Raw genomic sequence first — 24,883 nt, 5'->3', positions numbered from 1 at the left:
GGGGAGTTTCGCTGGGGTAGCGGTGGGTTGCGGGTAAACCTGCTGAGTATATCCCACCGCGGGTTATCACCGAGGATGTTTGCGCAAAAGAGCGCGTGCCTGGGGGCTCAGTTCAGCGCCGCGATACCGGCGCGTGCGATCTGCGCATCCTCGGTCGACTTGACCCCGCTGACGCCCACCGCACCGATGCAGACATCATCCACCAGGATGGGCACCCCGCCCTCCAGCAGACCTTGCAGCCCCGGAGCACTCAGGAAGGACACGCGCCCCTGGTTGACCATGTCTTCGTAGACCTTCGACTCGCGACGCCCCAGCGCGGCGGTATGCGCCTTGGCCGGCGCGATCTGGGCCGAGATCGGCGCGGCGCCGTCCAGGCGCTGCAGCCACAGCAGGTGACCGCCGTCGTCGACGATGGCGATGCTGACGGCCCAGCCGTGGGACACGGCCTCGGCCTCGGCGGCGGCGGCGATGCGCTTGACATCGTCCAGGGTCAGATAGGACTTTTGCTTCATGGCGGTATTGAAATGGCGGGAAAGAGTCTCACTTTATCGCCGTCGGCAGCGGGATTGCCGCAGCGGAATGCAAAGCTCTTTCGATCACCGGGCAATCCCGGAGCAGCGCCGCCATGAGCAAGCCCGCATGGCAGACTAGAATTTGCCGTCAGCGAACGACAGCCGGAGCCCGCTCCGGCCGGTTCCCAACCCGTACGGAGGACTTATGAACGAAAGCTTGCAAACCCAATATGGCGGTGCCTATGGCTCCGGCCTGGCGCTTGAGCGCCAGCGCGTGCTGCGCAACACCTACTGGCTGCTGGCCCTGTCCATGGTGCCCACGGTGCTGGGAGCCTGGGTGGGCGTGGCCACCGGCATCATGGCCTCGATGGGCATGGGCCTGAGCATGATCGTGTTCTTCGCCGGCGCCTTCGGCCTGATGTTCCTGGTCGAGAAGACCAAGAACAGCAGCACCGGCGTGATCGCCCTGCTGGCCTTCACCTTCTTCATGGGCCTGATGCTGTCGCGCCTGATCGGCGCGATCCTGGGATTCAAGAACGGCAGCAGCCTGATCATGATGGCCTTCGGCGGCACCGGCGCGATCTTCTTCGCGATGGCCACGCTGGCCACCGTGATCAAGCGCGACCTGTCCAGCATGGGCAAATTCCTGTTCGTCGGCGCAATCATCCTGATGATCGCCGGCATCGCCAACGTGTTCCTGCAGTCCTCGGCCCTGATGCTCACCATCATGGTGCTGGCGATGGCCGTGTTCTCGGCCTTCATGCTGTTCGACATCAAGCGCGTGCTGGACGGCGGCGAGACCAACTACATCTCGGCCACGCTGGCGATCTACCTGGATCTGTACAACGTGTTCCAGAGCCTGCTGTCCCTGCTGGGCATCTTCGGCGGCGAGCGGGACTGAACCCCCTCCGGCGCACAAGTTCAAAGGGCCCCATCGGGGCCCTTTTCCTTTATCGCTCGAAGACCGCGATGGACTCGACATGCGCGGTATGCGGAAACATGTTCACTGCGCTGGCCGCCGTGCAGCGGTAGCCGGCCACATTGACCAGCAGGCCCGCGTCGCGCGCCAGGGTGGCCGGATTGCAGGACACGTAGACGATGCGCTGGGGCGGCGCCCAACCCGGCGCCAGGGCCGGGTTCTCGGCAATGTCCGCCACCGCCTTGGCCAGCGCGAAGGCGCCCTCGCGCGGCGGGTCGACCAGCCATTTGTCGGCCACGCCATCGGCGGCCAGGAGTTCGGGCGTCATCTCGAACAGATTGCGGGCGACGAAAGCCGTCTTGGCCTCCAGCCCATTGCGCCTGGCGTTCTCGCGCGAGCGCTGTACCAGGGTGTCGCTGCCCTCGATGCCCAGCACCTCGCGCGCCTGGGTGGCCAGCGGCAGGGTGAAGTTGCCCAGGCCGCAGAACCAGTCGATCACACGCTCGTCCTTGCGCACCTGCAGCAGGCGCAATGCGCGGCCCACCAGCACCGTGTTGATATGCGGATTGACCTGGGTGAAGTCGGTCGGCTTGAAGGGCATCGTGACGCCGAATTCGGGCAGGGTGTAGGCCAGTTCGGGCCCGCCTTCGTCCAGCAGGTGCACGGTATCCGGCCCCTTGGGCTGCAGCCACCATTGCACGCCCGGGTGTTCCTGCGCGAACCGGCGCAGCTTGGCCTTGTCGCCGTCGGGCAGCGGATTCAGATGGCGCAGCACCAGGGCGATCACGGTATCGCCCCCGTTGTCGCCCATCGCCAGCTCGATCTGCGGCAGGCGGTCGCGCTCGTCCATGCTGGTGATCAGTTCGCGCAGCGGCAGCAGCATGTCGCTGATCACCGTCGGCACGACCTTGCAGACCTGCATGTCCGCCACGTAGCGACTCTTGCGCTCGTGGAAACCGATCAGCACGATGCCCTTCTTGGCCACGTAGCGCACCGAGAAGCGCGCGCGGTAGCGGTAGCCCCAGGTCGGGCCCTCGATCGGGCGCAGCAGCGTCTCGGGCTTGACCTTGCCCAGATGCCAGAGGTTGTCCTCCACCACGCGCTGCTTCACCGCCACCTGGGCGCCGGCATGCAGATGCTGCATCTTGCAGCCGCCGCAGGCGCCGGCATGCAGGCCAAAGTGGGGGCAGCCCGGCGTCACGCGCTGCGAGCTCTCGCGGCGCAAGGCCGTCAAGCTGCCCTGTTCCCAGTTGTTTTTCTTGCGGCCGACGGTGACCTGCACCTCTTCACCGGGCAGCGCGCCCTCGATGAAGACCACCTTGCCTTCCAGGTTGTGGGCCACGCCCTGCGCTTCCAGGTCGAGCGACTCGACCTTCAGCCATTCATTCTGTTGCGTCATGGGCGGGCATTATCCCAGCCCTCGACGGGACGGGAGGCCGCTAGAAGATCGCGTCCCGGCTGATGCCGTGGCGCATCATGTTGCGCTTGAGCTTGTTCAGCGCCTCGATCTGGATCTGGCGGATGCGCTCGCGCGTCAGCCCCAGGCGGATCGCCAGCACGTCCAGCGTCTCCGGCTCACGGTCGGCAAGGCCGTAGCGGCCGGCCAGCACCTCGCGTTCGCGCTCGTTGAGCGTGGCCAGGCCATGCTCGAGCAGCGCCTCCAGCTCATGACTGAGACGCAGCCCCATGGGATCGACCGCTTGCTCGTCGGCCACCAGGTCCATCATCGACTCGCCGCCCTCGCCGTTGCGGTCGACCGGCGAATCCAGCGAGCTGGGCAACTCGGCATAAGCCAGCAACTCGGCCACATGGGCCAGCGGCTGCTCCAGCAGCGCGGCGATGTCCTCGGCCCGCACCACCGCCTCGCTGCCGCTCTGGCTGCGCAGCGCCTCCAGCGCACGCCGGGCCTTCAGCACATGGTTGAGCTCGCGCACGATGTGCACCGGCAGGCGCACCAGGCGCGCCTGATGCATCAGCGCCCGCTCGATGCTCTGGCGTATCCACCAGCTGGCATAGGTCGAGAACCGGAAGCCGCGCTCGGGCTCGAACTTGCCGATCGCATGCATCAGACCGAGGTTGCCTTCCTCGATCAGGTCGCTCATCGGCAGGCCGCGGCCCAGGTAGTTCTTGGCGATGCTGACCACCAGGCGCAGGTTGTGCTCGATCATCGCCTGGCGCGCGGCGAACTCGCCGGCGCGGGCCCGCACCGCGGTGTCGTACTCCTGCTGAGGGGTCAGCAGCGGAGTGCGGCGGATGTCGCGCAGATAGGCCTGCAGCGCATTGCCCAGGTCCACGTCGGCGGCAACGGCCGTGCCGTTGCGCAGCACCCCGATGTCTTCATCCTCTTCGGGCGCGGCCTCTGGAGATTCGACCGCCTCGTCGGCGGCCTGCATGGCGTCAAGATCGGGCAGACCGGCCGCCAGCAGGGATGGCGGCGCGTTCGGCACATGGACGGGCGACAAGGGCTGCTTCATGATTTCCCCAGGTCGCCTCCATCGTTCTAGCGAGACGGCAGCAGCTTAGCCGGGTCGATGGGCTTACCCTGCTTGCGCACTTCAAAGTGCAGTTTGACTTGATCGGCGTCGCTGGAACCCATCTCTGCAATCTTCTGCCCTTTGCGCACCGCCTGATCTTCCTTGACGAGCAAGGTCTGGTTGTGCGCGTAGGCGGTCAGGTAAGTCGCGTTGTGCTTGATGATGACCAGATTGCCGTAGCCGCGCAAGCCCGAACCCGCATAGACCACGCGCCCATCGGCGGCGGCCAGCACCGCGTCACCGGCCTTGCCGCTGAAGGCCAAGCCCTTGTTCTTGACCTCATCGAAACCGGTGCTCACGGCGCCGGCCGTCGGCCATCCCCAGGCGGGGTCATCGTCGGAGGCTGGCGCGGGCGTCGCGGCGGCCGTCGGGGCGCTGGCCGCATTCGCGCCGTTCGCGGCCGCCGAGGCCGCGGCAGCCGCAGGCTTGCCGTCCAGGGGGCGGCTTTCGACCTTGGCCGTGCTGATCGGTCGCGCGCTGACGGCTCCGGCGTCGATGCCTGGCGGCACCACGCGCAAGACCTGACCCACCTCGATGCGGTTCGGGTTCTCCAGTTCGTTCCATTTCACCAGGTCGCGCCAGTTTTGGCCGTTGTCCAGCGCGATGCGGATCAGCGTGTCGCCCTGCTTGACCTGGTAATGGCCGGGCTTGCCGGCGTTCTCGGCGCCGGGCAGAGGCTTGGCGTCGGCCGGCGTGGTCGCCACCGCGCTGGCGGCAGACGCCGGTGCGACCGACTTGCCGGCCGCGCCCATCGGGCGCTCTTCCACCGGCGCCTTGTGCCTGGGCGACGCGCAACCGACCACGAGTGCGCCGAGCACGAGCGCCATCGAGACGGCGGGAAAACGATTCGTGTTGATATGCATGCTTAGTGCGTTTCGAGCCTTGACAGCAGACTCCGGGTTGGTCGACTCACATGACCCCCGATTTTAGGGGTACGAACAGCACAGCTTCATGCACAGTCCGCAGGAAGCGTGCAACGCCGCCCTCGACCACATGGTCGACGACCACCAATACCTGGCCACGCCCGCCGGGCGCCTGCATCGGCGCCACCAGGCGGCCGCCCGGCGCCAGTTGGGCCAGCCAGGCCTCGGGCAGATCCTCGCCACCGGCCGCCGCAATGATGCCGTCATAGGGGCCGGCCCCGGCGTGGCCGAGCCGCCCGTCACCGTAGATCAGCCGAATCCGGCCCAACTGCAGCGCCGCCAGGTTGGCACGCGCCTTGTCGTGCAGGGGCTTGAGACGTTCGATGCTGACCACCTGGCGCGCCAGGGCGGCCAGCACCGCCGCCTGATAGCCGCAGCCGGTGCCGATCTCCAGCACGCGGCCGAGCGGGCCACCCTGGCGCGCCGCGCCGGCCAGCATCAGTTCGATCATGCGCCCGACGACCGAGGGCTTGGAAATGGTCTGGCCATGACCGATGGGCAGGCTGGTGTCCTCATAGGCCTGGATGGCCAGCGCCGTGTCGACAAACTCGTGCCGCGGCACGCTCGCCAGCGCCTGCAGCACGCGCTCGTCCTTCAGCCCCTCGCGCTGCAGACGCTGGACCATGCGCAGGCGCACGCCGGCGGAGTCCAGCCCCAGGCCGCTGGGCGCGACCTGACGGGCGGCATCGGAGGCGGCCTGCTGCAGATGGCCTTGCGGCCGCAACAACTCGCGCTGCGGCTTGGCCGGCTGCGGCGTCAGCTTGTCCAGCGGCAGCGGGAACCGCCGCCTCGGCGCCTCGCTCATGCCGGCGCACCCAGGCGCTGGCGCCAGGCCGGCAGGCCGGCATGGTCGGTCAGATCCACCTGCAGCGGCGTGATCGACACCTGGTCGTTGGCGGTGGCATGGAAGTCCGTGCCTTCGCCAGCCTCGCGGGCGTCGCCGGCAGGACCGATCCAGTAGATCGGTTCGCCGCGCGGGTTGGTCTGGCGTATCACGGCCTCGCTGGCGTGGCGCCGGCCCAGGCGGGTGATGCGGCGCGGCAGCGTCTCGACATCGGCGCGATTGGGCATGTTGACATTGAGCAGGAAGGCATGGCCCAGCCCACCCTCGAGCACTTGCTCGATGATGGCGCGTGCGGTGCGCGCGGCCGCCTCCAGTTCGCCCCAGCCCTTTTCCACCTGCGAGAAGGCGATCGACGGGATGCCGAACAGATAGCCCTCGGTGGCCGCGGCCACGGTGCCGGAATAAAGCGTGTCGTCGCCCATATTGGCGCCGTTGTTGATGCCCGAGATCACCAGGTCGGGCCGGTAGTCGAGCAGGCCGGTCAGGGCCACGTGGACACAGTCCGACGGCGTGCCGTTGACATAGCGGAAACCGTTCGCCGCCGTGTAGACCGACAGCGGCCGGCCGAGCGTCAGGGCATTGGAGGTGCCGCTGGCGTTCTGCTCGGGCGCGATCACCTCCAACCGACCCAGCCCCTCGCAGGCCGCCACCAGGGCCGCCAGCCCCGGCGCCAGATAACCATCGTCATTCGCAATCAGGATACGCATGCCGGCATTGTAGGCAGCGCGTCACCTCGGCGACCCCTCATCTTCCCGCCCCTGCCTATCATCGCGCGCACACTCAGAAGCGACCGAAGGAGCGACTCATCATGCAAGCCTGGCTGTGCGAGAACCCCGTGGGCGTCGAAGCCCTGGCCTGGAAGGAACTGCCGACGCCCGAGCCCGGGCCGGGCCAGGTCCGCGTGGCCGTCAAGGCCGCCAGCCTGAACTTCCCCGATCTGCTGATCGTGCAGGGCAAGTATCAGATGAAACCGCCCACGCCCTTCGTGCCCGGCACCGAGTTCGCCGGCGTGGTGGAGGCCGTGGGCGACGGTGTCACCCACCTGAAGCCGGGCGACTCGGTCGCCGCCTTTGCCGGCACCGGCGGCTTCGCCAGCCACGCCTGCATCCCCGCCGCACTGGCCATGCCGCTACCGCCGGGCTTTGCCTTCGAGGACGCCGCGGCCTTCATCTGCACCTATGCCACCAGCCACCATGCGCTGCTGGACCGCGCCGCACTGAAGGCCGGCGAGACGGTGTTAGTGCTGGGGGCCGCGGGCGGCGTGGGCACCGCGGCGATACAGATCGCCAAGGCCGCCGGCGCGCGCGTCATCGCCGCGGCCTCGTCGGACGCGAAATGCGCGCGCTGCCTCGAACTGGGCGCCGACGCCGCGATCAACTACGGCAAGGGGACGCTGCGCGACGAGATCAAGGCCCTGACCGAGGGCAAGGGGCCCGACGTGATCTACGACCCGGTGGGCGGCGATCTGGCCGAGACCGCCTTCCGTTCGATCGCCTGGCGCGGCCGCTACCTGGTGGTGGGCTTCGCCCAGGGCAGCATCCCCGCGCTGCCGCTGAACCTGGCCCTGCTCAAGGGTGCCGCGCTGGTGGGCGTGTTCTGGGGTGAATTTGCCAGGCGCGAGCCCAAGCGCAATGCCGCGATGCTGGGCGAACTGGCGGCCTGGTATGCGCAGGGCAAGATCAAGCCGGTGCTCGACAGCGTGCTGCCGCTGGCGCAGTTGCCCGAGGCCTTCGCGCGCATGAGCAGCCGCCAGGTGGTGGGCAAGGTGGTGCTTCGCGTGGAATGAACGCGGAGCCCCGCCGGGCGGATTTGCGGCCAGCGCAACGCCGGCAACATCTGGCTACCTGTGCCCTACTTTCGCGGGGCATGCCGGGCAGGCGTTGTGCGCTAGGATGGCCGGCGCGGGAGCTCTCACACCATGGCCGTAAAAGTACTGATCATCGAAGACAACCCAGTGGCCCGAAGTTTTCTATGCCGCGTCGTGCGCGAGAGCTTCAGTGACGCCATGGAAATCACCGAGGCCGGCGACCTCGAAGGCGCGCGCCGCCATGTCGCCCGCTTCCATCCGGACCACCCCGAGCAGGGATTCAAGCTGATCCTTGTCGACCTGGAACTGCCGGACGGCAACGGAATGGAGTTCCTGGCCGAATTGGCCGGCACGCCGGCGGTCAAGGTCGTGACCACGCTCTACTCCGACGACGACCATCTATTCCCGGCCCTGCAATGCGGCGCCGACGGCTATCTGCTGAAGGAAGACCGCTTCGAGGTCCTGGTGGAGGAGTTGCAGCGCATCGTGCGCGGCCAGCCGCCACTGTCACCCGCGATCGCGCGCCGCCTGCTCTCGCACTTCCGCCCCGGATCCTCCGGCGACAGCGGGCCGATGAGCCTGAGCGGCGGACTGAACTCCGGCTTCAGCCCCCTGTCCTCGAGTTCCGCCCACAACCACGGCCGCAGCGTCGTGCTGGACCCGCCGCCGGAATGGGAACGCCTGACCCCGCGCGAGAACGAGGTACTGACCTATCTCAGCAAGGGCTTCACGATCAAGGAGATCGCCAACCTGATGGGCATCAAGTGGTTCACGGTGAACGACCACATCAAGTCCATCTACAAGAAGCTCAACGTGTCGAGCCGCGCCGAGGCGGCCGTGCTGGCCAGCAAGCAGGGCCTGGTCTAAGACCTGACCAGTTCCCCCGCGTTTCATGCGCGCCCCTGCAGACGAACGGGGCAAGAAAAAAGCCCGTTGCTCGCGCAACGGGCTTTCCTTTATTTGGGGTGGCTAATGGGACTCGAACCCACGACAACCAGAATCACAATCTGGGACTCTACCAACTGAGCTATAGCCACCGCAGAGCCTATGATTATAAACAGAATTTGATCGCGCAGAAGATATTTCTCAACCGCCGGTCAAAAAACTGCCCGAGCCCATCCGAACTCAGGGCGCGGATGCGGCCGAGGCCGGCGCGGTGATCTTGGTCTTGTAATGGGTCTTCAGCGCGCCATAGTAGGCCTGCATCTCGGCCGCCGTCCAAGCCTGGGCATATTGCTGGCTGGCACGCTGCTCGTCGATCACCGCCGGGTCGCGCGGCAGCAGCTTGTCGATGCGCGCCACGACATAGGCCCCTTCGCCGCCGTCCACGCCTACATAGGCCGGCAGCTTGGCGGCATCGGCACGCAGCAGCTCGCTGAGCACCTTGGGCGGAAGATTCGCCGGCTTGGCGCGCGAGATCACGATCGCAGGCTCGAGGCCAGCAGCGGCACCCGACTTCTGCAGCTCGGCCAGGCGCTCCTTGCCCTTCTTGGACGCCAGCTCGGCGGCGAGCTTGCCCATCAGCTGGGCGCGCACCTCGGCCTTCACATTGGCCAGCGGCGGCAGGCGGGTAGGGTTGTACTGCACGACACGCGCGGCAGCCATCTGGCTTGGCGCAGTCTCGACGGCCTCGGTGTTGCGCTTGTTGCGCAGCGCCTCGCTGCCGAACACGGCATCCAGCAGCTTGGCCGAGGCCAGCGGGCCGCCGGCACCGGGCGCCGGCTTGCGCTGCACCAGCGCGGTCTGGACGTTCAGCTTGAACTTGTCGGCCGCCGGCTTCAGGCTGTCGGCCTGCTCGTAAACGGTGTTGCTGAACTGCTCGGCCAACTCGCTGTAGCGCTTCTGCGCCTGCTGGCGACGCACCTCCTGCCCCAGTTCGGCGCGCAGCGACTCGAAGCTCTTCTTGTCACCACCACGCAGGCCGGTCAGCTGGATCACGTGGTAGCCGAAGTCCGACTCGACCACATTGCTGATCTCTCCTTGCTTCAAGGCATAGGCCGCGTCCTCGAAGGGCTTGACCATCGCGCCGCGCGGGAAGAAGTCCAGGTCGCCGCCGCGAGTGGCCGAACCCTCGTCTTGCGAATTCTTGCGGGCCAGTTCGGCGAAGCCGGCCGGGTTCTTGCGGGCCTCGGCCAGCAGCTCCTCGGCGCGGGTCTTGGCCTTGGCACGCTCGGCGGCCGGCGCATCCTTGTCGGCCTTGATCAGAATGTGGCTGGCGCGGCGTTCCTCGGCCACGGTGTAGCGCGACTGGTTTTCCTCGTAGTACTTCTTCAGATCCTCGTCGCTGGTCGCCACGCCGGACTTCAAGGCCTCGACATCCAGCACCAGATACTCGATCTGCGCGGTCTCGGGCAGCTGGAAGCGCGCGCTGTTGGCGGGTTCCTTGTAGAAGGCCTCGACCTCCGCGTCGCTGGGATTGATCTGGGCCAGGAAGTCCTTGGCCTCGAAGCGCTGCAGCTGCACCTCACGCTGTTGCAGCAGCGCATCGAAGGCCACGGCCGCGTTCGCCTTGCTGGCCAGCGCGGAGGCGCCGACACCTTGCATCACCTGGCGCAGGGTCAGGTCTTGCCGCAAGCGCTGGGCAAACATCTCTGAGCTCATGCCCTGCGCCAGCAGCATGTTCTTGTTGACCGTGCCATCGGGGTTGCGCAGGAAGGCCAGCTGAGGGTCGGTGCGGAATATCTGCTGCAGGCGCTCGTCGCTGAGGCTCAGATGCTGGCCCTGGGCGGCGGCCAGCATCACACGCTCGCGCACCAACTGTTCCAAGACGTCGCGCCGCGCTTCGGGCGTGTCCAGCAGCTTGACATCCAATGTGGGCATCTGGGCGCGCATGCGGTCCACCTGGGTGCGGTGCGCCGCGTCCCATTCGGCCTGGGTGATCTTGCGGCCGTCGACCGAGGCCACACCCGAATTGCTGCGGTCCATGAAACTGCTGTAACCCTCGACGCCCACCAACACGAAGGCGGGCAGGATCAGGACCAGCAGCACGAGCTGGAACAAACGATTGTGCTTGCGAACGAAATCAAACATCGAGAACCTCAGATGGGACCACGGCGCGTCAGGGATGCGCCGTGGTCAAACACGACAAAGGCGAACCGGGGTTCGCCTTTGCATGCTGGCATTTTAGCCATGGTGGGTGCTAACGGGCTCGAACCGCTGACCTACTCCGTGTAAGGGAGCCGCTCTACCAACTGAGCTAAGCACCCGGTCGAAACCGGTGGGTGGACGAGGGCCTCAGTTGACCGCGTCCTTGAGCGCCTTGCCGGGGCGGAACTTCGGCACCTTGGCGGCCTTGATCTTGATCGCATCGCCGGTGCGGGGGTTGCGACCGCTGCGCGCCGAACGCTTGGTCACGCTGAAAGTACCGAAGCCTACCAGAGACACGCTGCCGTTCTTCTTCAGCGTCGTCTTCACGCCGCCAATCAAGGCTTCCAGCGCGCGCGCGGCGGCGGCCTTGGAGATATCGGCCTGTTTGGCAATGTGCTCGATCAGTTCGGACTTGTTCACAAATAACCCCCTCTGAAGGATTTGGATAGCACGCGGCGCATGACGGCCACTGGACGGCATTGGCTCGGGGAAGCGGATTCTAGACGTATTCGCCGCCAGCGCTGAGCAGGGAAAAGTCCCGATACACGAAAGCCCGCGCCGGTCGATCCGCCCGGTCATGCGCGGCACCGGCATGGGTTCAGGTCTTGCGCAAGACCCAACCGACACCCCAGGCGCTCAGGCCCATGCCCGACCAGGCCACCCAGCCCACCGGCTCGCCGAACAGCAGCCAGGCCAGCAGGGCCGCGCAGGGTGGGGTCAGGTACATCAGGCTGGCGACGCGGGTGGCCGCCCCGCGCTGCAACAGCAGATAGAGCAGCGAACTGCCGCCCAGCGTCAACACCAGCACCGACCAGGCCAGCGCGACCCACAGGTCGCGATGCCAGACCATGGGCTCCTGCTCCAGCAGGGTCAGCGGCGCGCTCAGCAGCGCGGCGGCCAGCAGTTGGATCAGCATCGCGCTGCGCGCATCACCCGCCTTCACATAGCGTTTCTGGTACAGCGCGCCAAACGTGATGGCCAGCAGCGCGCCCGTCGCCAGCGTCAGGTTGGCGGCATTGAGCCCGCCCTGTCCCAGCTTGCCGCCCACCACCAGCAGCAGGCCCAGCAGTCCCAACAGCAGGCCCCACCACTGGCGCGCCCGCAGCGGCTCGCCGCGCCCGTTGAGCCACAGCGCCGTCAGCAGCGGCTGCAGCCCGGCGATCAGGGCCATCGTGCCCGCGCCCATGCCCTGCTTGACGGCGGCCCAGCCGCCGATCAGGTAGAGCGCATGGGTCGTGAAGCCCAGCACCGCCAGGTGCAGCCATTGGCGCGGCTCGCTGGGCCAGGCGGCGCCGGCCAGCAGCACCCAGAGGCCAAAACAGGCGGCCGACAGCATGAAGCGCAGCGTCAGGAAAGTGATCGGCGGTGCATGCGGCATGCCCAGGCGTGCGGCCACGAAGCCGGTGCACCAGATCGCGACGAACAGGACCGGCATCAGCGCCACCCAGCGCGCCGGCGCGGCCGATGCCGCGGCGCTCACTTGGCCTTGGCGCGGATCTCGGGCAGCGCTTTCTGCAGGTAGTACACCATCGACCAGATGGTCAGCACCACGGCCGCGTACAGCAGCCAGGTGCCCCAGAGCCGGGTGTCGATCGCGCCGAACAGCCGGCCGTCATAGAGCAGGAAGGGAATGGCCACCATCTGGGCCGTGGTCTTGAGCTTGCCCACCATATGCACCGCCACGCTGCGCGAGGCGCCGATCTGGGCCATCCATTCGCGCAGCGCCGAGATCGCGATCTCGCGCCCGACGATCACGAAGGCGACCAGCGCATTGACGCGCCCCAGCTCCAGCAGCACCAACAGCGCGGCACAGACCAGGAACTTGTCGGCCACCGGGTCGAGGAAGGCGCCAAAGGACGAGGTCTGGTTCAGCTTGCGCGCCAGATAGCCATCCAGCCAATCGGTCAGCGCAACCAGCACGAACAGCACGGTGGCGAACAGATTCTGGTGAGCCGGCGTCAGCTCCAGGTAGAACACCCCGACGATCAGCGGAATCGCGACGATACGGGCCCAGGTCAGCAGGGTTGGCAGGGTGAAAAACATGCGGGCATTGTGCCCGAGCCTGGTGCATGGCCCGGCAATGTCGCTTTCACGCCAATGCGGCCCTACTGGTCCAGGGTGCGCGGCTTGAAGTGGCGCTGGTCGTTGAACAGGAAGGTCTCGCTGAATTTCCAGGGCTTGGGCATGTGCGTGACATCGCCGAAGGGGGCGGCGCGATGCAGCGCCTCGATGGCCAGCTGCACGGTATCGCGCGCCTGTCCGGGATAGCGCAGCACATGGATGTGCTTGATGCTGCCGTTGCCGTAGAGCTCGACCTCCAGCACCGGAATGGCCAGCAGCGGCTCGGGCACCTCGCCCAGGTAGACGCGCCCCGGATTGGCCGCGACCAGGCGCTCGGCCGCCTGCAGGCGCAGCTCCAGCGCGCTGCGCACCGGCTTGGGTGGCCCGAGCCTGAATTCGGCCGGCGCCGGCGCCGGCAGGCCAGGCCGCTGCCCCTCGCCGGCGGGTGCCGTGGGCGCCGGCGCCGGCTGGGCCGAAGGGGCGGGGCCGGGCGCGCGCGGACCGGAACAACCGGCCAAGGCCGCCAGGGCTCCCAGGCTCAACCAGGCGGCGCCACGGCGCCAACGTTCAATGCAGGACACGATAGATTTCCTCTGCCAATTCTCTTGATACACCCTTGACGCTGGCCAGTTCGTCGATGCTGGCCGCGGCCACGCCGCGCACGCCGCCGAAGCGCTGCAGCAGTTGCGCGCGCTTCTTCGGGCCCACGCCCGGCACGTCTTCCAGCTTGGAGCCGCCGGTGCGCGCCGAGGCACGCTTGGCACGCATGCCGGTGATCGCGAAGCGGTGCGCCTCGTCGCGAATCTGGGCCACCAGCATCAGCGCCGCCGAATCGCGCCCCAGATAGACCTTCGCGCGCCCGTCGGCGAACACCAGCTCCTCCAGCCCCACCTTGCGCCCCTCGCCCTTCTCGACGCCGACGATCAGCGACAGGTCCAGGCCCAGTTCCACGAACACCTCGCGCGCCATCGCCACCTGGCCCTTGCCGCCGTCCACCAGCACCAGGTCCGGCAGCCGGCCGCTGCCCAGTTGCGCCGCCTCGGCCAGCTTGCTGTAGCGCCGCGTCAGCACCTGGCGCATCGCGGCGTAGTCGTCGCCGCCGGTGATGCCCTCGATGTTGTAGCGCCGGTACTGGCCGCTCTGCATCTGGTGGCCCTCGAACACCACGCAGGAGGCCATCGTCGCCTCGCCCGCCGTGTGGCTGATGTCGAAACACTCGACGCGGAAGCGATCCGGCTCGGCCACGCTGAGGTCCAGCGCGTCCAGCAAGGCCTGGGTGCGAGCCTGCTGCGAGCCCTCCTCCGACAGCAGGCGCGCCAGCGCCAGCTCGGCGCCCTTGACGCACATCTCCTGCCAGATGCGGCGCTGGCCGCGCGGCTGGGCTTGGGTCGTGACCTTGTAGCCGGCCTGGGCCGTCAAGGCCTCGGCCAGGCTCTCGTCGACCGGCTCGCTGACGACGATCAGCGAAGGCACTTGCGCATCCAGGTAATGCTGGGCCATGAAGGCCTCCAGCACCTGGCGCTCGGGCGTGGCCCCCGGGGCCTCCTGCCCCTCCTCGTCGTCCGCCAGCTGCACGGCCGTCGCCTCTTCCACATGCTTGGGAAAGTAGGCGCGGTCACCCAGATGGCGCCCACCCCGCACCATCGCCAGATTCACGCAGGCGCGGCCGCCCTGCACCTTGACGGCCAGGATGTCGACATCGCGGTCGCGCCCGGTGGCGCTGTTCTCGTCCACCGCCTGCTGCTGCAGCACCTTGGCCAGCGACTGGATCTGGTTGCGCACCTCGGCCGCCAGTTCGTACTCGAACTTCTCGGCATGGGCCATCATCAGCCCCTGCAGCCCGTCCATCACCTCTTGGGTCTCGCCCAGCAGGAAGCGCTCGGCATTGCGCACGTCGCGCCGGTATTCCTCGGTCCGTCCCTCGGGCACGCAGGGCCCCGAGCAGCGCCGGATCTGGTACAGCAGGCAGGGCCGGCTGCGGTTGTTGAACACCGTGTCCTCGCAGGTGCGCAAACGGAACACCTTCTGGATCAGCTGGATCGATTCCTTCACCGCCCAGGCGCTCGGGAAGGGCCCGAAATAGCGGTGCCGCTTGTCCACCGCGCCGCGGTAGTAGCTGATCCTCGGCCATTCATGGCCCGAGAGGCGCAGGTAGGGGTAGCTCTTGTCGTCCCGGAACAGGATGTTGAACTTGGGGTTCAGCGCCTTGATCAGGTTGTTTTCCAGCAGCAGGGCCTCGGCCTCGGTGCGCACCACCGTGGTCTCCAGCCGCGCGATGCGCGCCACCATCAGGCCGATGCGGGTGCCGCCATGATCCTTCTGGAAGTAGCTGGAGACCCGCTTCTTCAGGTTCTTGGCCTTGCCGACATAGAGCACCTGGTCCTGCGCGTCGAAATAGCGGTAGACGCCCGGCAGCCCCGGCAGGGCCGCCACCTCGGTCAGCAGGCGCTCGCGCAGCGCGCGCGCCGCCAGTTCCATCTCGGCGACGCGCTGGCTCTCGGCCGCCTCGATGCGCGCGCGCTCGTCCGCCCATTCGGCCTGCTGCTGGGCGCCAATTTGCGCGAGATCGGAATCGGGAGGGACGCTGGCTTGCATGGGGCGGGATTGTGCCGCCAGATAATTCATCGATGACGAGACGGAAAACCTGGGACCTGTTCTGTCGGGTGATCGACAACCATGGCGACATCGGCGTCTGCTGGCGCTTGGCCCGCCAGCTGGCTACCGGCGGCACGGCCGTGCGGCTGTGGCTCGATGATGCCGCGGCGCTGCGCTGGATGGCACCGGACGGCGCGCCGCAAGGTATCGAGGTGTTGCCCTGGGACGCCGCCGCGCAGGCCGAGGCGGCTGGGGACGTGGTGATCGAGGCCTTCGGCTGCGAGCTGCCCGCGCCCTTCATTGCCCGCATGGCCGCGCGTGCCGAGGCGCCGGTCTGGATCAATCTGGAATACCTCAGCGCCGAGTCCTATGTGGAGCGCAGCCATGGCCTGGCCTCGCCGCAGTTCAGCGGCCCCGGCCGCGGCCTGTCGAAGCGTTTCTTCTACCCCGGCTTCACCCCGCGCACCGGCGGCCTGCTGCGCGAGCCCGGCCTGCTTGCCGCGGCCGACAGCTTCGACGCCCCGGCCTGGCTGCAGGCGCAAGGCATCGCACCCAGGCCGGGCGAGCGCCTGGCCAGCCTGTTCGCCTACCCGAACCCGGCGCTGCCGCAGTTGCCGGAGCTGCTGGCCGGGCGCCCCACCCTGCTGCTGGCCTGCCCGGGCACGCCGCAGCGCGAGCTGCCCGGGCTGGCCATGCCAGCCACCGTCCGCTGGCAGCCCCTGCCCTATCTGAGCCAGGACGATTACGACCGCCTGCTGTGGGCCTGCGATCTGAACTTCGTGCGCGGCGAGGACTCCTTCGTGCGCGCCCAATGGGCCGGCAAGCCCTTCGTCTGGCAGATCTACCCGCAGGACGATGACGCCCATGCGCACAAGCTGGACGCCTTCATGGATCGTTGGCTGGCGGCCGCCGACCCCGGTCTGGCGACGGCCTCGCGGCGACTCTGGCGCGCCTGGAATGGCCTGACACCTTGGACGGACATTACCCTGCCCGAGCCCTGCGCCGCCCAGGCTCAGGCCCAGGCCTGGCGTACGCGGCTGGCCGGCCTACCCGACCTGCTGACCCAGCTGCGCCAGTTCATCGGCAAAACCGGCTAGAATAACGGGCTTTGCCGCGCCGGGTGATTTGAACAGGGACAGGGCGCGCGCTGGGTGACGGCATACCGGGCCTACCGGGCCTGCCGAACCCCATCCATCCCACCAGACTCGGAACCTCTATGAAGATCGCTCAAGAAATTCGCGCCGGCAACGTGATCATGCACGGCAAGGACCCCATGGTCGTGCTGAAGACCGAATACAGCCGCGGTGGCCGCAATGCCGCCACCGTGCGCATGAAGCTCAAGAGCCTGCTGAACAGCTCGGGCACCGAGGTCGTCTTCAAGGCCGACGACAAGATGGACCAGATCATCCTGGAGAAGAAGGACTGCACCTACACCTACTTCGCCGATCCGATGTATGTGTTCATGGACACCGAGTACAACCAGTTCGAGGTGGAAGCCGAGAACATGGGCGACGCCATCTCCTACCTGGAAGATGCGATGCCAGTGGAAGTAGTGTTCTACGAAGGCAAGGCCATTTCGGTGGAACTGCCGACCAGCGTGGTGCGCGAAGTGACCTGGACCGAGCCGGCCGTCAAGGGCGACACCTCGGGCAAGGTGCTGAAGCCCGCCAAGATCTCCACCGGCTTCGAGATCCCCGTGCCCATCTTCGTGGCCCAGGGCGACAAGATCGAAATCGACACCCGCACGCACGAGTACCGCAAGCGCGTCTAAGACGCCCCGCGGTTCCCGCAAAAGCACGCGAAAAGGCACCCTCGGGTGCCTTTTGCCTTTTCAGGCCGGCTCGCGATACGGCCGCTCCTTGCCCAGCCAGATCTCGTGATGCGCGGCGCCGGCCGGCATCATCGGGAAGCAGTTCTCCTCGGCCGCGACCACCACATCCAGGAAGAACGGGCCGGCGCTGCCCAGGCATTCGGCCAGCGCCTCGTCCAGCTCCTCGCGCCGTTCGACCCGCCGCGCGGACCAGCCGAAGGCGCGCGCCAGCGCCACGAAGTCCGGCAGCGCCTCGGTGTAGCTGTGGCTCAGCCGGTTGCCGTGGATCAGCTCCTGCCACTGCCGCACCATGCCCATGCGGCCGTTGTTGCTGAGCACCAGCTTGACCGGTGCGCGGTGCTGCACCGCGGTGGACAGCTCCTGGATGTTCATCAGCACCGAGGCGTCGCCGCTGACGCAGACCACCAGGGCCTCGGGATGCGCGATCTGGGCGCCGATCGCGGCCGGCAGGCCGTAGCCCATCGTGCCGGCCCCGCCGGAGCTGAGCCAGCGTCCGGGCCGGCGCTGGCGCAGATGCTGGGCGGCCCACATCTGGTGCTGGCCCACGTCGGTGGCGACGATGGCGTCGCGGCCGACCAGCTGCGCATCCAGCCGCCGCATCAGGGCCTGCGGCACGATCGACTCGGCGCGATCCTCGAACTGCAGCAGGGAACGCTCGGCCCGCCAGCCCTCGATGCGCGCCCACCAGGCGCCGAGATCCGCAGCGCCGCCGCGCCATCCCTCCAGCAGCGCCCGCAGGCCGGCGCCGCAGTCGCCCAGCAGGGCCACATCGGCCGCCACGACCTTGCCGATCGAGCGCGGATCGATGTCCAGGTGGATCACCTTCGCTTCCGGGCAGAAGCCATCCAGCCGGCCGGTCACCCGGTCGTCGAAGCGTGCGCCGACACAGACCACCAGATCGGCCTCGTGCATCGCCAGATTGGCCTCCAGGCTGCCGTGCATGCCCAGCATGCCCAGGAACTGCGGATCGTCGGCCGGATAGGCCCCCAGCCCCATCAGGGTCAGCGTGCAGGGCGCGCCGCTGGCCCGCACCAGGCGCGCGAAGTCGGCGCAGGCCGCAGCGCCGGCATTGATCAGGCCGCCGCCGCCGTAAATGACCGGCCGGCGCGCCCGCGCCAGCAGCGCCAGCGCCGCGGCCACGCGCTCCGGCGCCGGCTCGGCCCGGGGAGCGGGCGTGCGCCTCGGCGGCCGCCAGTCCGTCAGCGGCGCCAACTGCAGGTCCTTGGGGAAGTCCAGCAGCACCGGCCCCGGCCGGCCTTCGGCGGCGCAGCGGTGCGCCTCGGCCACCAGGCCGGACACCTCCCCCACCGCCCTCGCCTGAGCATTCCATTTGGTCACCGGACGCGAGATGCCCAGCGCGTCGCATTCCTGGAACGCGTCGGTGCCGATCGCCGTGGTCGCCACCTGGCCGCTAATGCACAGCACAGGGATCGAGTCGCACAAGGCGTCCAGCAGCCCGGTCGTGGTGTTGCTCATGCCTGGCCCCGAGGTGACAAAGACCACGCCCACCTTGCCGGTGCTGCGCGCATAGCCCTGGGCCGCGTGCACCGCGGCCTGCTCGTGGCGCACCAGCACATGGCGCAGCCGCGGCTCGCCGTGCAGCGCATCGTAGAGCGGCAGCACCGCGCCGCCGGGATAGCCGAACACGGTGTCCACGCCCAGGCTCAGCAGCGTGGCAATCAGGGCCTCGGCGCCGTTGCGCGGAGCTTGGGTGGGAAGATGGGTTGGGGCGAAGGATTCGGCGGGCGCATTCATGTCCCTCACTGTGCCCAAGAGGGCACGGCAAAGGCTGCCGAATTTTCCAGATCGAGCGCAAGATTCAGAAAATCATGCTGCGAATCTAGAATTACCCAGCATGAAGCTTGATAAATTCGATCTCGCGATCCTCGAAGTCCTGCAGCGGGACGCCCGCACCAGCCTGCAGGAGCTGAGCCAGCAGGTGGGCCTGACCAGCTCGCCCTGCTGGACCCGCATCAAGCGCATGGAGGACGCGGGCGTGATCGAGGGCTACTCGGTGCGCGTCAACGCCGCCAAGGTCGGCCTGGCCGACACCGTGATCGTGCAGGTCACGCTGGACAACCATTCGGACGAGGCGCTGTTCGAGTTCGGTCGCGCCCTGGAACAGATCCCCGAGGTGCTGGAGGCCTTCCTGGTGTCGGGCGACTACGACTACTACGTGCGCATCGCCGTGGCCGACACGCGCGATTACGAGCGTCTGCTGCGCGAGCGCCTCTACAAGATCCCCGGCATCCGCCACAGCAAGAGCAGCTTTGTGCTGCGCCAGCTCAAGCAGAGCCAGTTGCCGCTGCGGCGCTGAAGCGCCGCAAGAAACCGTCCGTTCAGCTCAGGGCCGGCCGGGCCTTCTTGGCCTTGGGCTTGGCAGCGCCCTTGGTTGCAATGGTCTTGCCCTTCTTGGCCTTCTTGGCGCTGGCCTTCTTGGCGCCGGTCTTCTGCGCGAGCTTCTTGGCGCCTGCCTTGCTCTTCTTCTTGGCCGCGGCCTTGCTAGCCGGCTTCAGCACCTGGCCGTCGGCGGTCTCGGTCCAGCCGCCCTGCACCGCAGGGGCTGGCGGCTGCTGCGCCAGCGCAGCGCCGGCGCCCAGGGACAAGAGACCCGACAAGGCCAGGATCAGCAGATTCTTCTTCATGGAGGCGTTCCCGTTGGAGTCGTCATCGGGCGCGCTTCGGCGAGCGCGTACCGGGCGGCGGATTCTAGGCCGGACGGCCTACTCGAAGACGCCCTCGCGCAGCCACTTCGTGGCCACCCATTTCTCGCCCGCCAGCACCGGCGATCCGCCATGCAGGCTGCGCGTCATCGGATGCGGCCGGTCATAGCTGAAGAAGACGGCATTGCCCTTGATCGGCGCCACCTCCAGGCCCACATCCGGGAAGATCGTGCCGCCGCCGCCCTCGGGCGTGTTCAAGTACATCACCAGGGTCGCGACGCGCTGGCCGCCGCGCTTGAGGATGGCCGGCGTGCTGGCATGGCGGGTGTCGAAGTAGTCGTAATGCGGCAGGTATTCGGCGCCGGGGCGGTAGCGCAGGATCTGCAGACCCTCGCCATGGTTGACGGGCCAGTCCAGCAGGGCCGCGATGCGCGCCTCGATGCGAGCGCAGATCTCGTTCTCGCCGCGCTCGAAGAACATGCCTTCGCTGGTGCGCGCCGCATTGACCTCGCTGCCGTCATTGGCCGCGGCCACGGTCTCGGAGCGCGCCAGCCGGCTGGCCGCCGCGGCGCGCAGCGCGTCGCATTCGGTCTCGCTGAGCAGATTGCCGAACACCAGCAACTGCGGGCTTTTCAGGCTCAGCAGGACCCTGACCTCATGGCCATCCACATTCAGCACCGGCGGCGCACCGGCCAGATCGGGCGCCGGCACCTTGCTGGGCAGGGGCAGGCCCTCGGTGGCCAGATAGCCTTCCAGCGTCTGCTCCAGCGCCCGCATCGCGACCTCCTCCTCCCAGCCGCTGCCGCGCATGGCCTGCAGCACCTGCTCGGGCGCCACGCCCGCGCGGGCCTGGTCGACGATCCACTGGCGGAGTTCGGGGGTGATGGCTTGTGCGGAAGAGGAACTCATGGGCCGAGATTCTGCCAAGCTCTCAGGCCAGCCGCCGCCGGAACAGCAGGCGCTCGGGCGTCGACAGCTCGGCCTGGTAGGCATAGCCATCCACGTCGAAACCCTGCAGGCCGGCCGGCGTGTCGATGCGGTGCTCGATGCAGTAGCGCGCCATCAGCCCGCGGGCGCGCTTGGCGAAGAAGCTGATGATCTTGTAGCGGTCGTTCTTCCAGTCCTCGAACTGGCATTCGATCACGCGCGGCTGCAAGGCCTTGCGATCGGCCGCACGGAAATATTCCTGCGAGGCCAGGTTGACGATCACCGGCACTTGGCTGGAGGCGGCGCGCTGGTTCAGGTGCTCGGCCAGCGTGTCGCCCCAGTAGTCGTAGAGGCTCTTGCCATGCTTGGTGGCCAGGCGCGTGCCCATCTCCAGACGATAGGGCTGCATGCGGTCCAGCGGGCGCAGCACCCCGTACAGCCCCGACAGGATGGCCAGATGCTGCTGCGCCCAGCTCAACTGCTCGGTGCTCAGGCTGCCGGCCTGCAGGCCTTCGTAGACATCGCCGTTGAAGGCCAGCACGGCGGGCCGGCTGTTCGCCTCGGTGAACCGCGGCCGCCAGGCGCGGTAGCGCTCGGCGTTCAGGGTCGACAGGGCTTCCGACAGGTCCATCAGCTCGGCGATCGCCGCCGGACTCTGGGTCTTCAGCACCTTGATCAGTTCGGCCGACTGCGGCACGAACTGCGGCACGGTGGCCAGCGCGGCCACCGCGGCCGGCACGGGGGTTTCATAGTCCAGGGACTTGGCGGGCGAAAGCAGATAAAGCATGGGGCGGCATTTTGCCTGCGACGCACCCTGCCTCGGCGATCCCCCGTCCGGGGTCAGGTCTTGCTGCGCCCGAGCAGCAGCAGGACCACGCCGCCCAGCACCACCAGGGCCGCCATCCACTCGAAGCCGCTGATCTGCTCGCCGGCGATCACCACGCCCAGCAGCATCGCGATCACCGGGTTGACGAAGCTGTAGCTGGACGCCAAGCCGGCCGAGGCCTCGGCCAGCAGCACCATATAGGCATTGAAGGCGATCAGCGAGCCGAACACCACCAGATACAGCCAGGCCCAGACCGCCTCGCTGCGCAGCGGTTGCTGCACCGCCTCGCCGTTCAGCAGGCTCAGGCCCATCAGCACCACGCCGCCGGCCAGCATCTCGCTGGCAAAACCCATCGGCCCGGGCGCCAGCTGGAAATAGCGCTGCGACAGCACGCTGCCGAGCGCCCAGCAGGCGCAGGCCGTCGTGATCGCCATCAGGCCGGCGGGCGAGGCGCCGAAGCCCTGGCCCTGGGTCAGCATCAGCACGCCGGCCAGGCCCAGCGCGATGCCCAGCAACTCCAGCCGGCTCGGGATCACCTTCCAGATCAGGTTCAGCGCCGCGATCATCAGCGGCATCACCGCGATGAAGGCCACCACCAGGCCCGAGCCCACGGTCTGCTCGGCCGTCGCCGTGCCGCCCATGCCGCCTCCCAGCATCAGCGCGCCGACCACCAACGCATTGAGCCACTGGCGCGGGTTCGGCCAGGCCGCGCCTTTCACCCAACGCATCCACACGGCCAGCAGCACGCCGGCCGCCAGGAAGCGCGTGCCCATCTGGAAGAAGGGCGGGAAGCTCAGCAGCGCGTACTTGATCGCCAGGTAGGTCGAGCCCCAGACCAGCCAGGTGGCGGCCAGACAGGCGATCACGCGCGGGCTCAGGCCGCCGGCGGTGGGGGTGAGGGTCGTGCTGCTGCTCATGGCCTGGAATGCTAGGCAGTCGGGGCCGGGTCTTGAATATGCATTTCAAGATTTGACTCGCCTTCAACCTTAAGATTGCAGGACATTCAAGCATCCGGCCTGCAAAACCATGGACATCGAACTGGACCACCATGACAGCCGCATCCTGGCCGAACTGCAGGCCGATGCCCGCCTGACAATGGCCGAACTGGGCCGGCGCGTGCACCTGAGCCAGCCAGCCGTGACCGAGCGGGTGCGCAAGCTGGAGGAGCTGGGCGTGATCACCGGCTACCGCGCCGTGGTGGACAGCGCGCGGCTGGGCTATGCGATCCGCGCGCTGATCCGCGTCGGCCGCGCCGACGAGCAGCGCGTGCTGCGCGCGCTGGAGGCCAGCCCGGAGGTGCTGAGCGCCTACAACATCACCGGCGAGGACAGCTGGATCCTGGAGATCGCGGTGCGCGACGTCGCCCACCTGGACCAGGTGCTGCAGCGCTACTGCGCGCTGGCCCAGACCTCCACCGCGATCGTGCTGCGGGTGCTGCGCGAGCATGCGCCGCTGCGGCCGGCGGCCCTGCTGGAGCCGATGGCGCCCCAAGAAAAAACGCCGGCCACCGCGGTCAAGCGGCGCCGGCGTGGCTCAGTGACTTGAATCGCTTCAGGCCGTCAGCCCAAGATTCCCCGTTGCTTCAGGGAGTCCTCACATAACCGATACGAACATCGTCAATCGTCGCCGCCGCCGAAGCCGAACAGGCTCAGCAGGGCCGAGAAGAGATTGAAGATCGAGACGAACAGGCCCACGGTGGCCAGGATGTAGTTGGTCTCGCCGCCCTGCACGATGCGGCTGGTCTCCATCAGGATCAGGCCGCTGGACAGCAGCACCACCAGGCCCGACACCGCCAGCGACAGCGCCGGCAGCTGGAAGAACATCGCGGCCAGGCCCATCAGCAGCGCGATCACCATGCCGGCGAACAGGAAGCCGCCCATGAAGCTGAAATCGCGTTTGCTCGTCAGCACCCAGGCCGACAGCGCGAAGAAGGTCGCCGCGGTCGTGCCCAGCGCCAGCGTGACGATCTGCGCGCCGCCGCTCATCGCCAGGTAATGGCCGATGACCGGGCCCAGGGTGTAGCCCATGAAACCGGTCAGGCCGAACACCGACAACAGGCCCCAGCCGCTGTTGGCCAGCTTGTGGGTCAGGAACAGCAGGCCGAAATAGCCGCCCAGGGTCAGCAGCAGGCCGGGGCGCGGCAGGCCCAGGGCAGCGGTGCCGCCGGCCACCACGGCGGCCCACAGCAGGGTCAGGCCCAGCAGCGCATAGGTGTTGCGCAGCACGCGGTGGCTGGCCAGCAGGCCGGCCTCACGGCGACCCGCGGCCTGCGGCGACAGCACGGCCACATTGACGGGATCACGCGAAGTATTCATGGTTCCAAGTCCTTGAAGGAAAGACAGGCCTGCAATGTAGGCTCGGCGATACTTCGCGTAAATTCGATTTTTCAATCTCATCATTTCGATTAATCCGAATACTGGGAGGCGCCGATGAACTTCAAGCACCTGCACTACTTCTGGGTCACGGCCAAGGCCGGCGGCATCGTGCGCGCCGGCGAACAGCTCAACACCACGCCGCAGACCCTGTCCAGCCAGATCAAGCTGCTGGAGGAGCGCCTGGGCCGCAAGCTGTTCCGCAAGGCCGGCCGGCGCCTGGAGCTGACCGACGAAGGCCGGGTGGCGCTGAGCTACGCCGACCAGATCTTCGCGCTGGGCCAGGACATGGAGGCGCGGCTGCGCCAGGCGCGCCAGGGGCGGCGCCAGGTGGAGCTGAAGGTGGGCGTGGCGGACTCGGTCTCCAAGCAGGTGGCCTACCGCCTGCTGGAGCCGGCGCTCAACGTCGAGGAGGACCTGCGCCTGTCCTGTCACGAGGGCAAGTTCCAGGATCTGCTGGGGCAGTTGGCGATCCACAAGCTCGATCTGGTGCTGGCCGACGAGCCGCTGCCGCGCAAGGTCAGCGTCAAGGCCTTCAACCATGCGCTGGGCAGCAGCCCGCTGAGCTTCTTCGCCGCGCCCGGTTTGCGCAAGAAGCTCAAGGGCCGCTTTCCGGACTGCCTGAACGACGCGCCGCTGCTGATCCAGGGCCAGGCCGCGGCGATCCGGCCGCTGCTGGAGGCCTGGCTGTCCCGCCATGGCCTGCACCCGCATGTGCTGGCCGAGTTCGACGACGGCGCGCTGATGAACGCCTTCGGTCGCCAGGGCCGCGGCGTGTTCACCGCGCCCAGCGTGCTGGAGGCCGAGACCTGCGCCCAGTACGGCGTCGAGGTGCTGGGGCGCAGCGAGGAACTGGTCGAGGAGTTTTACGCGATCTCGGTGGAGCGGCGCCTGACCCATCCGGGCGTCGTCGCGATCACCGAGGCGGCGCGCGACCGCCTGTTCGGCCGATGAAAAGCACAAACCCGCCGGGCGGCGGGTT

Annotated in this window: 26 protein-coding genes and 2 tRNA genes; 8 read left to right on the top strand and 20 right to left on the bottom strand. The window is 67.9% G+C overall.

Annotated features, from left to right (window positions below):
- Positions 1–107: 107 nt before the first annotated feature.
- Entirely contained in the window at positions 108–512 is a 405-nt protein-coding gene (locus tag AC07OQ_RS05495) for a GlcG/HbpS family heme-binding protein (RefSeq protein ID WP_495052085.1), read from the bottom strand.
- A gap of 205 nt (positions 513–717) precedes the next feature.
- Between AC07OQ_RS05495 and AC07OQ_RS05490 the strand changes: the two genes are divergently transcribed.
- Positions 718–1,413: a Bax inhibitor-1/YccA family protein gene (locus AC07OQ_RS05490; protein WP_495052084.1), complete on the top strand. Its 696-nt coding sequence runs from the start codon at positions 718–720 to the stop codon at positions 1,411–1,413.
- A 49-nt stretch (positions 1,414–1,462) separates the two neighbouring features.
- On the opposite strand, the gene rlmD is transcribed toward AC07OQ_RS05490, so the two are convergent.
- The 5 genes from rlmD to surE are packed head-to-tail and all read right to left on the bottom strand — an operon-like array spanning position 1,463 to position 6,439.
- The gene (gene rlmD, locus AC07OQ_RS05485) at positions 1,463–2,830 is read right to left on the bottom strand and encodes a 23S rRNA (uracil(1939)-C(5))-methyltransferase RlmD (RefSeq protein ID WP_495052083.1); all 1,368 of its coding nucleotides are present in this window, start codon (positions 2,828–2,830) and stop codon (positions 1,463–1,465) included.
- A 40-nt stretch (positions 2,831–2,870) separates the two neighbouring features.
- Positions 2,871–3,905 (bottom strand): RNA polymerase sigma factor RpoS, encoded by a 1,035-nt coding sequence (gene rpoS / locus AC07OQ_RS05480; RefSeq protein WP_495052082.1) that lies wholly within the window; start codon positions 3,903–3,905, stop codon positions 2,871–2,873.
- A gap of 26 nt (positions 3,906–3,931) precedes the next feature.
- Positions 3,932–4,828, bottom strand: a complete 897-nt coding sequence (locus tag AC07OQ_RS05475; protein WP_495052081.1) for a peptidoglycan DD-metalloendopeptidase family protein — start codon at positions 4,826–4,828, stop codon at positions 3,932–3,934.
- Positions 4,829–4,874: 46 nt separating this feature from the next.
- The gene (locus AC07OQ_RS05470; RefSeq protein ID WP_495052080.1) at positions 4,875–5,693 is read right to left on the bottom strand and encodes a protein-L-isoaspartate(D-aspartate) O-methyltransferase; all 819 of its coding nucleotides are present in this window, start codon (positions 5,691–5,693) and stop codon (positions 4,875–4,877) included.
- Positions 5,690–6,439, bottom strand: coding sequence for a 5'/3'-nucleotidase SurE (gene surE / locus AC07OQ_RS05465; protein ID WP_495052079.1), 750 nt, complete (start codon positions 6,437–6,439; stop codon positions 5,690–5,692). Before surE ends, AC07OQ_RS05470 begins: the two co-directional genes overlap by 4 nt.
- Before the next feature lie 101 nt (positions 6,440–6,540).
- On the opposite strand from surE, the gene AC07OQ_RS05460 reads away from it, so the two are divergent.
- Complete coding sequence (locus tag AC07OQ_RS05460; RefSeq protein WP_495052078.1) at positions 6,541–7,518, top strand: NADPH:quinone oxidoreductase family protein; 978 nt, start codon at positions 6,541–6,543, stop codon at positions 7,516–7,518.
- A gap of 132 nt (positions 7,519–7,650) precedes the next feature.
- Positions 7,651–8,406 (top strand): LuxR C-terminal-related transcriptional regulator, encoded by a 756-nt coding sequence (locus AC07OQ_RS05455; RefSeq protein WP_495052077.1) that lies wholly within the window; start codon positions 7,651–7,653, stop codon positions 8,404–8,406.
- A gap of 94 nt (positions 8,407–8,500) precedes the next feature.
- Here the strand turns inward: AC07OQ_RS05455 and AC07OQ_RS05450 are convergent.
- The 8 genes from AC07OQ_RS05450 to uvrC form a co-directional block, all read right to left on the bottom strand.
- Positions 8,501–8,576 (bottom strand) — tRNA-His (locus AC07OQ_RS05450).
- Between the two features lie 88 nt (positions 8,577–8,664).
- Complete coding sequence (locus tag AC07OQ_RS05445; protein WP_495052076.1) at positions 8,665–10,569, bottom strand: SurA N-terminal domain-containing protein; 1,905 nt, start codon at positions 10,567–10,569, stop codon at positions 8,665–8,667.
- Positions 10,570–10,669: 100 nt separating this feature from the next.
- A tRNA-Val gene (locus AC07OQ_RS05440) sits at positions 10,670–10,745 on the bottom strand.
- Between the two features lie 28 nt (positions 10,746–10,773).
- Positions 10,774–11,046 carry an HU family DNA-binding protein gene (locus AC07OQ_RS05435; RefSeq protein ID WP_495052177.1) on the bottom strand — a complete coding sequence of 91 codons (273 nt, stop codon included), beginning with the start codon at positions 11,044–11,046 and terminating at the stop codon, positions 10,774–10,776.
- Positions 11,047–11,224: 178 nt separating this feature from the next.
- Positions 11,225–12,106, bottom strand: coding sequence for a DMT family transporter (locus AC07OQ_RS05430; protein ID WP_495052075.1), 882 nt, complete (start codon positions 12,104–12,106; stop codon positions 11,225–11,227).
- Positions 12,103–12,669 (bottom strand): CDP-diacylglycerol--glycerol-3-phosphate 3-phosphatidyltransferase, encoded by a 567-nt coding sequence (gene pgsA / locus AC07OQ_RS05425; RefSeq protein ID WP_495052074.1) that lies wholly within the window; start codon positions 12,667–12,669, stop codon positions 12,103–12,105. Before pgsA ends, AC07OQ_RS05430 begins: the two co-directional genes overlap by 4 nt.
- A gap of 62 nt (positions 12,670–12,731) precedes the next feature.
- Positions 12,732–13,268 (bottom strand): hypothetical protein, encoded by a 537-nt coding sequence (locus AC07OQ_RS05420; protein ID WP_495052073.1) that lies wholly within the window; start codon positions 13,266–13,268, stop codon positions 12,732–12,734.
- A complete protein-coding gene (gene uvrC, locus AC07OQ_RS05415) occupies positions 13,255–15,165 on the bottom strand; it encodes an excinuclease ABC subunit UvrC (RefSeq protein WP_495052176.1) in 1,911 nt (636 codons plus the stop codon). Before uvrC ends, AC07OQ_RS05420 begins: the two co-directional genes overlap by 14 nt.
- A gap of 149 nt (positions 15,166–15,314) precedes the next feature.
- Here uvrC and earP point away from each other — a divergent pair, with 149 nt between their 5' ends.
- Complete coding sequence (gene earP / locus AC07OQ_RS05410) at positions 15,315–16,379, top strand: elongation factor P maturation arginine rhamnosyltransferase EarP (RefSeq protein ID WP_495052072.1); 1,065 nt, start codon at positions 15,315–15,317, stop codon at positions 16,377–16,379.
- Positions 16,380–16,498: 119 nt separating this feature from the next.
- Positions 16,499–17,053: an elongation factor P gene (gene efp / locus AC07OQ_RS05405; RefSeq protein ID WP_495052071.1), complete on the top strand. Its 555-nt coding sequence runs from the start codon at positions 16,499–16,501 to the stop codon at positions 17,051–17,053.
- 60 nt (positions 17,054–17,113) lie between these two features.
- Here efp and ilvB read toward each other — a convergent pair whose 3' ends face one another.
- On the bottom strand, positions 17,114–18,868 hold the full coding sequence (gene ilvB, locus AC07OQ_RS05400) for a biosynthetic-type acetolactate synthase large subunit (RefSeq protein WP_495052070.1): 1,755 nt from the start codon (positions 18,866–18,868) through the stop codon (positions 17,114–17,116).
- 100 nt (positions 18,869–18,968) lie between these two features.
- Here ilvB and AC07OQ_RS05395 point away from each other — a divergent pair, with 100 nt between their 5' ends.
- Positions 18,969–19,430: an Lrp/AsnC family transcriptional regulator gene (locus AC07OQ_RS05395; RefSeq protein WP_495052069.1), complete on the top strand. Its 462-nt coding sequence runs from the start codon at positions 18,969–18,971 to the stop codon at positions 19,428–19,430.
- Between the two features lie 22 nt (positions 19,431–19,452).
- On the opposite strand, the gene AC07OQ_RS05390 is transcribed toward AC07OQ_RS05395, so the two are convergent.
- The 4 genes from AC07OQ_RS05390 to AC07OQ_RS05375 form a co-directional block, all read right to left on the bottom strand.
- On the bottom strand, positions 19,453–19,758 hold the full coding sequence (locus AC07OQ_RS05390; protein ID WP_495052068.1) for a hypothetical protein: 306 nt from the start codon (positions 19,756–19,758) through the stop codon (positions 19,453–19,455).
- A 78-nt stretch (positions 19,759–19,836) separates the two neighbouring features.
- Positions 19,837–20,685: a 2OG-Fe(II) oxygenase gene (locus tag AC07OQ_RS05385; RefSeq protein WP_495052067.1), complete on the bottom strand. Its 849-nt coding sequence runs from the start codon at positions 20,683–20,685 to the stop codon at positions 19,837–19,839.
- A gap of 22 nt (positions 20,686–20,707) precedes the next feature.
- Entirely contained in the window at positions 20,708–21,490 is a 783-nt protein-coding gene (gene yaaA, locus AC07OQ_RS05380) for a peroxide stress protein YaaA (RefSeq protein ID WP_495052066.1), read from the bottom strand.
- Positions 21,491–21,543: 53 nt separating this feature from the next.
- Positions 21,544–22,446 carry an EamA family transporter gene (locus tag AC07OQ_RS05375; RefSeq protein ID WP_495052065.1) on the bottom strand — a complete coding sequence of 301 codons (903 nt, stop codon included), beginning with the start codon at positions 22,444–22,446 and terminating at the stop codon, positions 21,544–21,546.
- A gap of 109 nt (positions 22,447–22,555) precedes the next feature.
- Between AC07OQ_RS05375 and AC07OQ_RS05370 the strand changes: the two genes are divergently transcribed.
- Entirely contained in the window at positions 22,556–23,074 is a 519-nt protein-coding gene (locus AC07OQ_RS05370; RefSeq protein ID WP_495052064.1) for an Lrp/AsnC family transcriptional regulator, read from the top strand.
- 71 nt (positions 23,075–23,145) lie between these two features.
- Here the strand turns inward: AC07OQ_RS05370 and AC07OQ_RS05365 are convergent, their stop codons facing one another.
- Positions 23,146–23,844: a Bax inhibitor-1/YccA family protein gene (locus AC07OQ_RS05365; RefSeq protein WP_495052063.1), complete on the bottom strand. Its 699-nt coding sequence runs from the start codon at positions 23,842–23,844 to the stop codon at positions 23,146–23,148.
- A gap of 114 nt (positions 23,845–23,958) precedes the next feature.
- Between AC07OQ_RS05365 and nhaR the strand changes: the two genes are divergently transcribed.
- Positions 23,959–24,855, top strand: coding sequence for a transcriptional activator NhaR (gene nhaR, locus AC07OQ_RS05360; protein ID WP_495052062.1), 897 nt, complete (start codon positions 23,959–23,961; stop codon positions 24,853–24,855).
- The last annotated feature ends 28 nt before the right edge of the window (positions 24,856–24,883 follow it).

The sequence above is a fragment of the Roseateles sp. GW821-FHT09B06 genome (assembly GCF_059418245.1).
The sequence above is the reverse complement of the archived record's forward strand: the minus strand, read 5'-3'. Positions and strand labels throughout refer to the sequence as shown.

Excerpts from the sequence above, each read along its gene's own strand:
- efp (WP_495052071.1), top strand. The coding sequence starts at position 16,499 with ATGAAGATCGCTCAAGAAATTCGCGCCGGCAACGTGATCATGCACGGC.
- AC07OQ_RS05370 (WP_495052064.1), top strand. The coding sequence starts at position 22,556 with ATGGACATCGAACTGGACCACCATGACAGCCGCATCCTGGCCGAACTG.
- AC07OQ_RS05365 (WP_495052063.1), bottom strand. The coding sequence starts at position 23,844 with ATGAATACTTCGCGTGATCCCGTCAATGTGGCCGTGCTGTCGCCGCAG.
- AC07OQ_RS05490 (WP_495052084.1), top strand. The coding sequence starts at position 718 with ATGAACGAAAGCTTGCAAACCCAATATGGCGGTGCCTATGGCTCCGGC.
- nhaR (WP_495052062.1), top strand. The coding sequence starts at position 23,959 with ATGAACTTCAAGCACCTGCACTACTTCTGGGTCACGGCCAAGGCCGGC.
- AC07OQ_RS05395 (WP_495052069.1), top strand. The coding sequence starts at position 18,969 with ATGAAGCTTGATAAATTCGATCTCGCGATCCTCGAAGTCCTGCAGCGG.
- earP (WP_495052072.1), top strand. The coding sequence starts at position 15,315 with ATGACGAGACGGAAAACCTGGGACCTGTTCTGTCGGGTGATCGACAAC.
- surE (WP_495052079.1), bottom strand. The coding sequence starts at position 6,439 with ATGCGTATCCTGATTGCGAATGACGATGGTTATCTGGCGCCGGGGCTG.
- rlmD (WP_495052083.1), bottom strand. The coding sequence starts at position 2,830 with ATGACGCAACAGAATGAATGGCTGAAGGTCGAGTCGCTCGACCTGGAA.
- AC07OQ_RS05475 (WP_495052081.1), bottom strand. The coding sequence starts at position 4,828 with ATGCATATCAACACGAATCGTTTTCCCGCCGTCTCGATGGCGCTCGTG.
- AC07OQ_RS05460 (WP_495052078.1), top strand. The coding sequence starts at position 6,541 with ATGCAAGCCTGGCTGTGCGAGAACCCCGTGGGCGTCGAAGCCCTGGCC.
- yaaA (WP_495052066.1), bottom strand. The coding sequence starts at position 21,490 with ATGCTTTATCTGCTTTCGCCCGCCAAGTCCCTGGACTATGAAACCCCC.
- AC07OQ_RS05385 (WP_495052067.1), bottom strand. The coding sequence starts at position 20,685 with ATGAGTTCCTCTTCCGCACAAGCCATCACCCCCGAACTCCGCCAGTGG.
- AC07OQ_RS05455 (WP_495052077.1), top strand. The coding sequence starts at position 7,651 with ATGGCCGTAAAAGTACTGATCATCGAAGACAACCCAGTGGCCCGAAGT.
- rpoS (WP_495052082.1), bottom strand. The coding sequence starts at position 3,905 with ATGAAGCAGCCCTTGTCGCCCGTCCATGTGCCGAACGCGCCGCCATCC.
- AC07OQ_RS05375 (WP_495052065.1), bottom strand. The coding sequence starts at position 22,446 with ATGAGCAGCAGCACGACCCTCACCCCCACCGCCGGCGGCCTGAGCCCG.
- AC07OQ_RS05445 (WP_495052076.1), bottom strand. The coding sequence starts at position 10,569 with ATGTTTGATTTCGTTCGCAAGCACAATCGTTTGTTCCAGCTCGTGCTG.
- AC07OQ_RS05495 (WP_495052085.1), bottom strand. The coding sequence starts at position 512 with ATGAAGCAAAAGTCCTATCTGACCCTGGACGATGTCAAGCGCATCGCC.
- AC07OQ_RS05390 (WP_495052068.1), bottom strand. The coding sequence starts at position 19,758 with ATGAAGAAGAATCTGCTGATCCTGGCCTTGTCGGGTCTCTTGTCCCTG.
- pgsA (WP_495052074.1), bottom strand. The coding sequence starts at position 12,669 with ATGTTTTTCACCCTGCCAACCCTGCTGACCTGGGCCCGTATCGTCGCG.
- uvrC (WP_495052176.1), bottom strand. The coding sequence starts at position 15,165 with ATGGAACTGGCGGCGCGCGCGCTGCGCGAGCGCCTGCTGACCGAGGTG.
- ilvB (WP_495052070.1), bottom strand. The coding sequence starts at position 18,868 with ATGAATGCGCCCGCCGAATCCTTCGCCCCAACCCATCTTCCCACCCAA.
- AC07OQ_RS05470 (WP_495052080.1), bottom strand. The coding sequence starts at position 5,693 with ATGAGCGAGGCGCCGAGGCGGCGGTTCCCGCTGCCGCTGGACAAGCTG.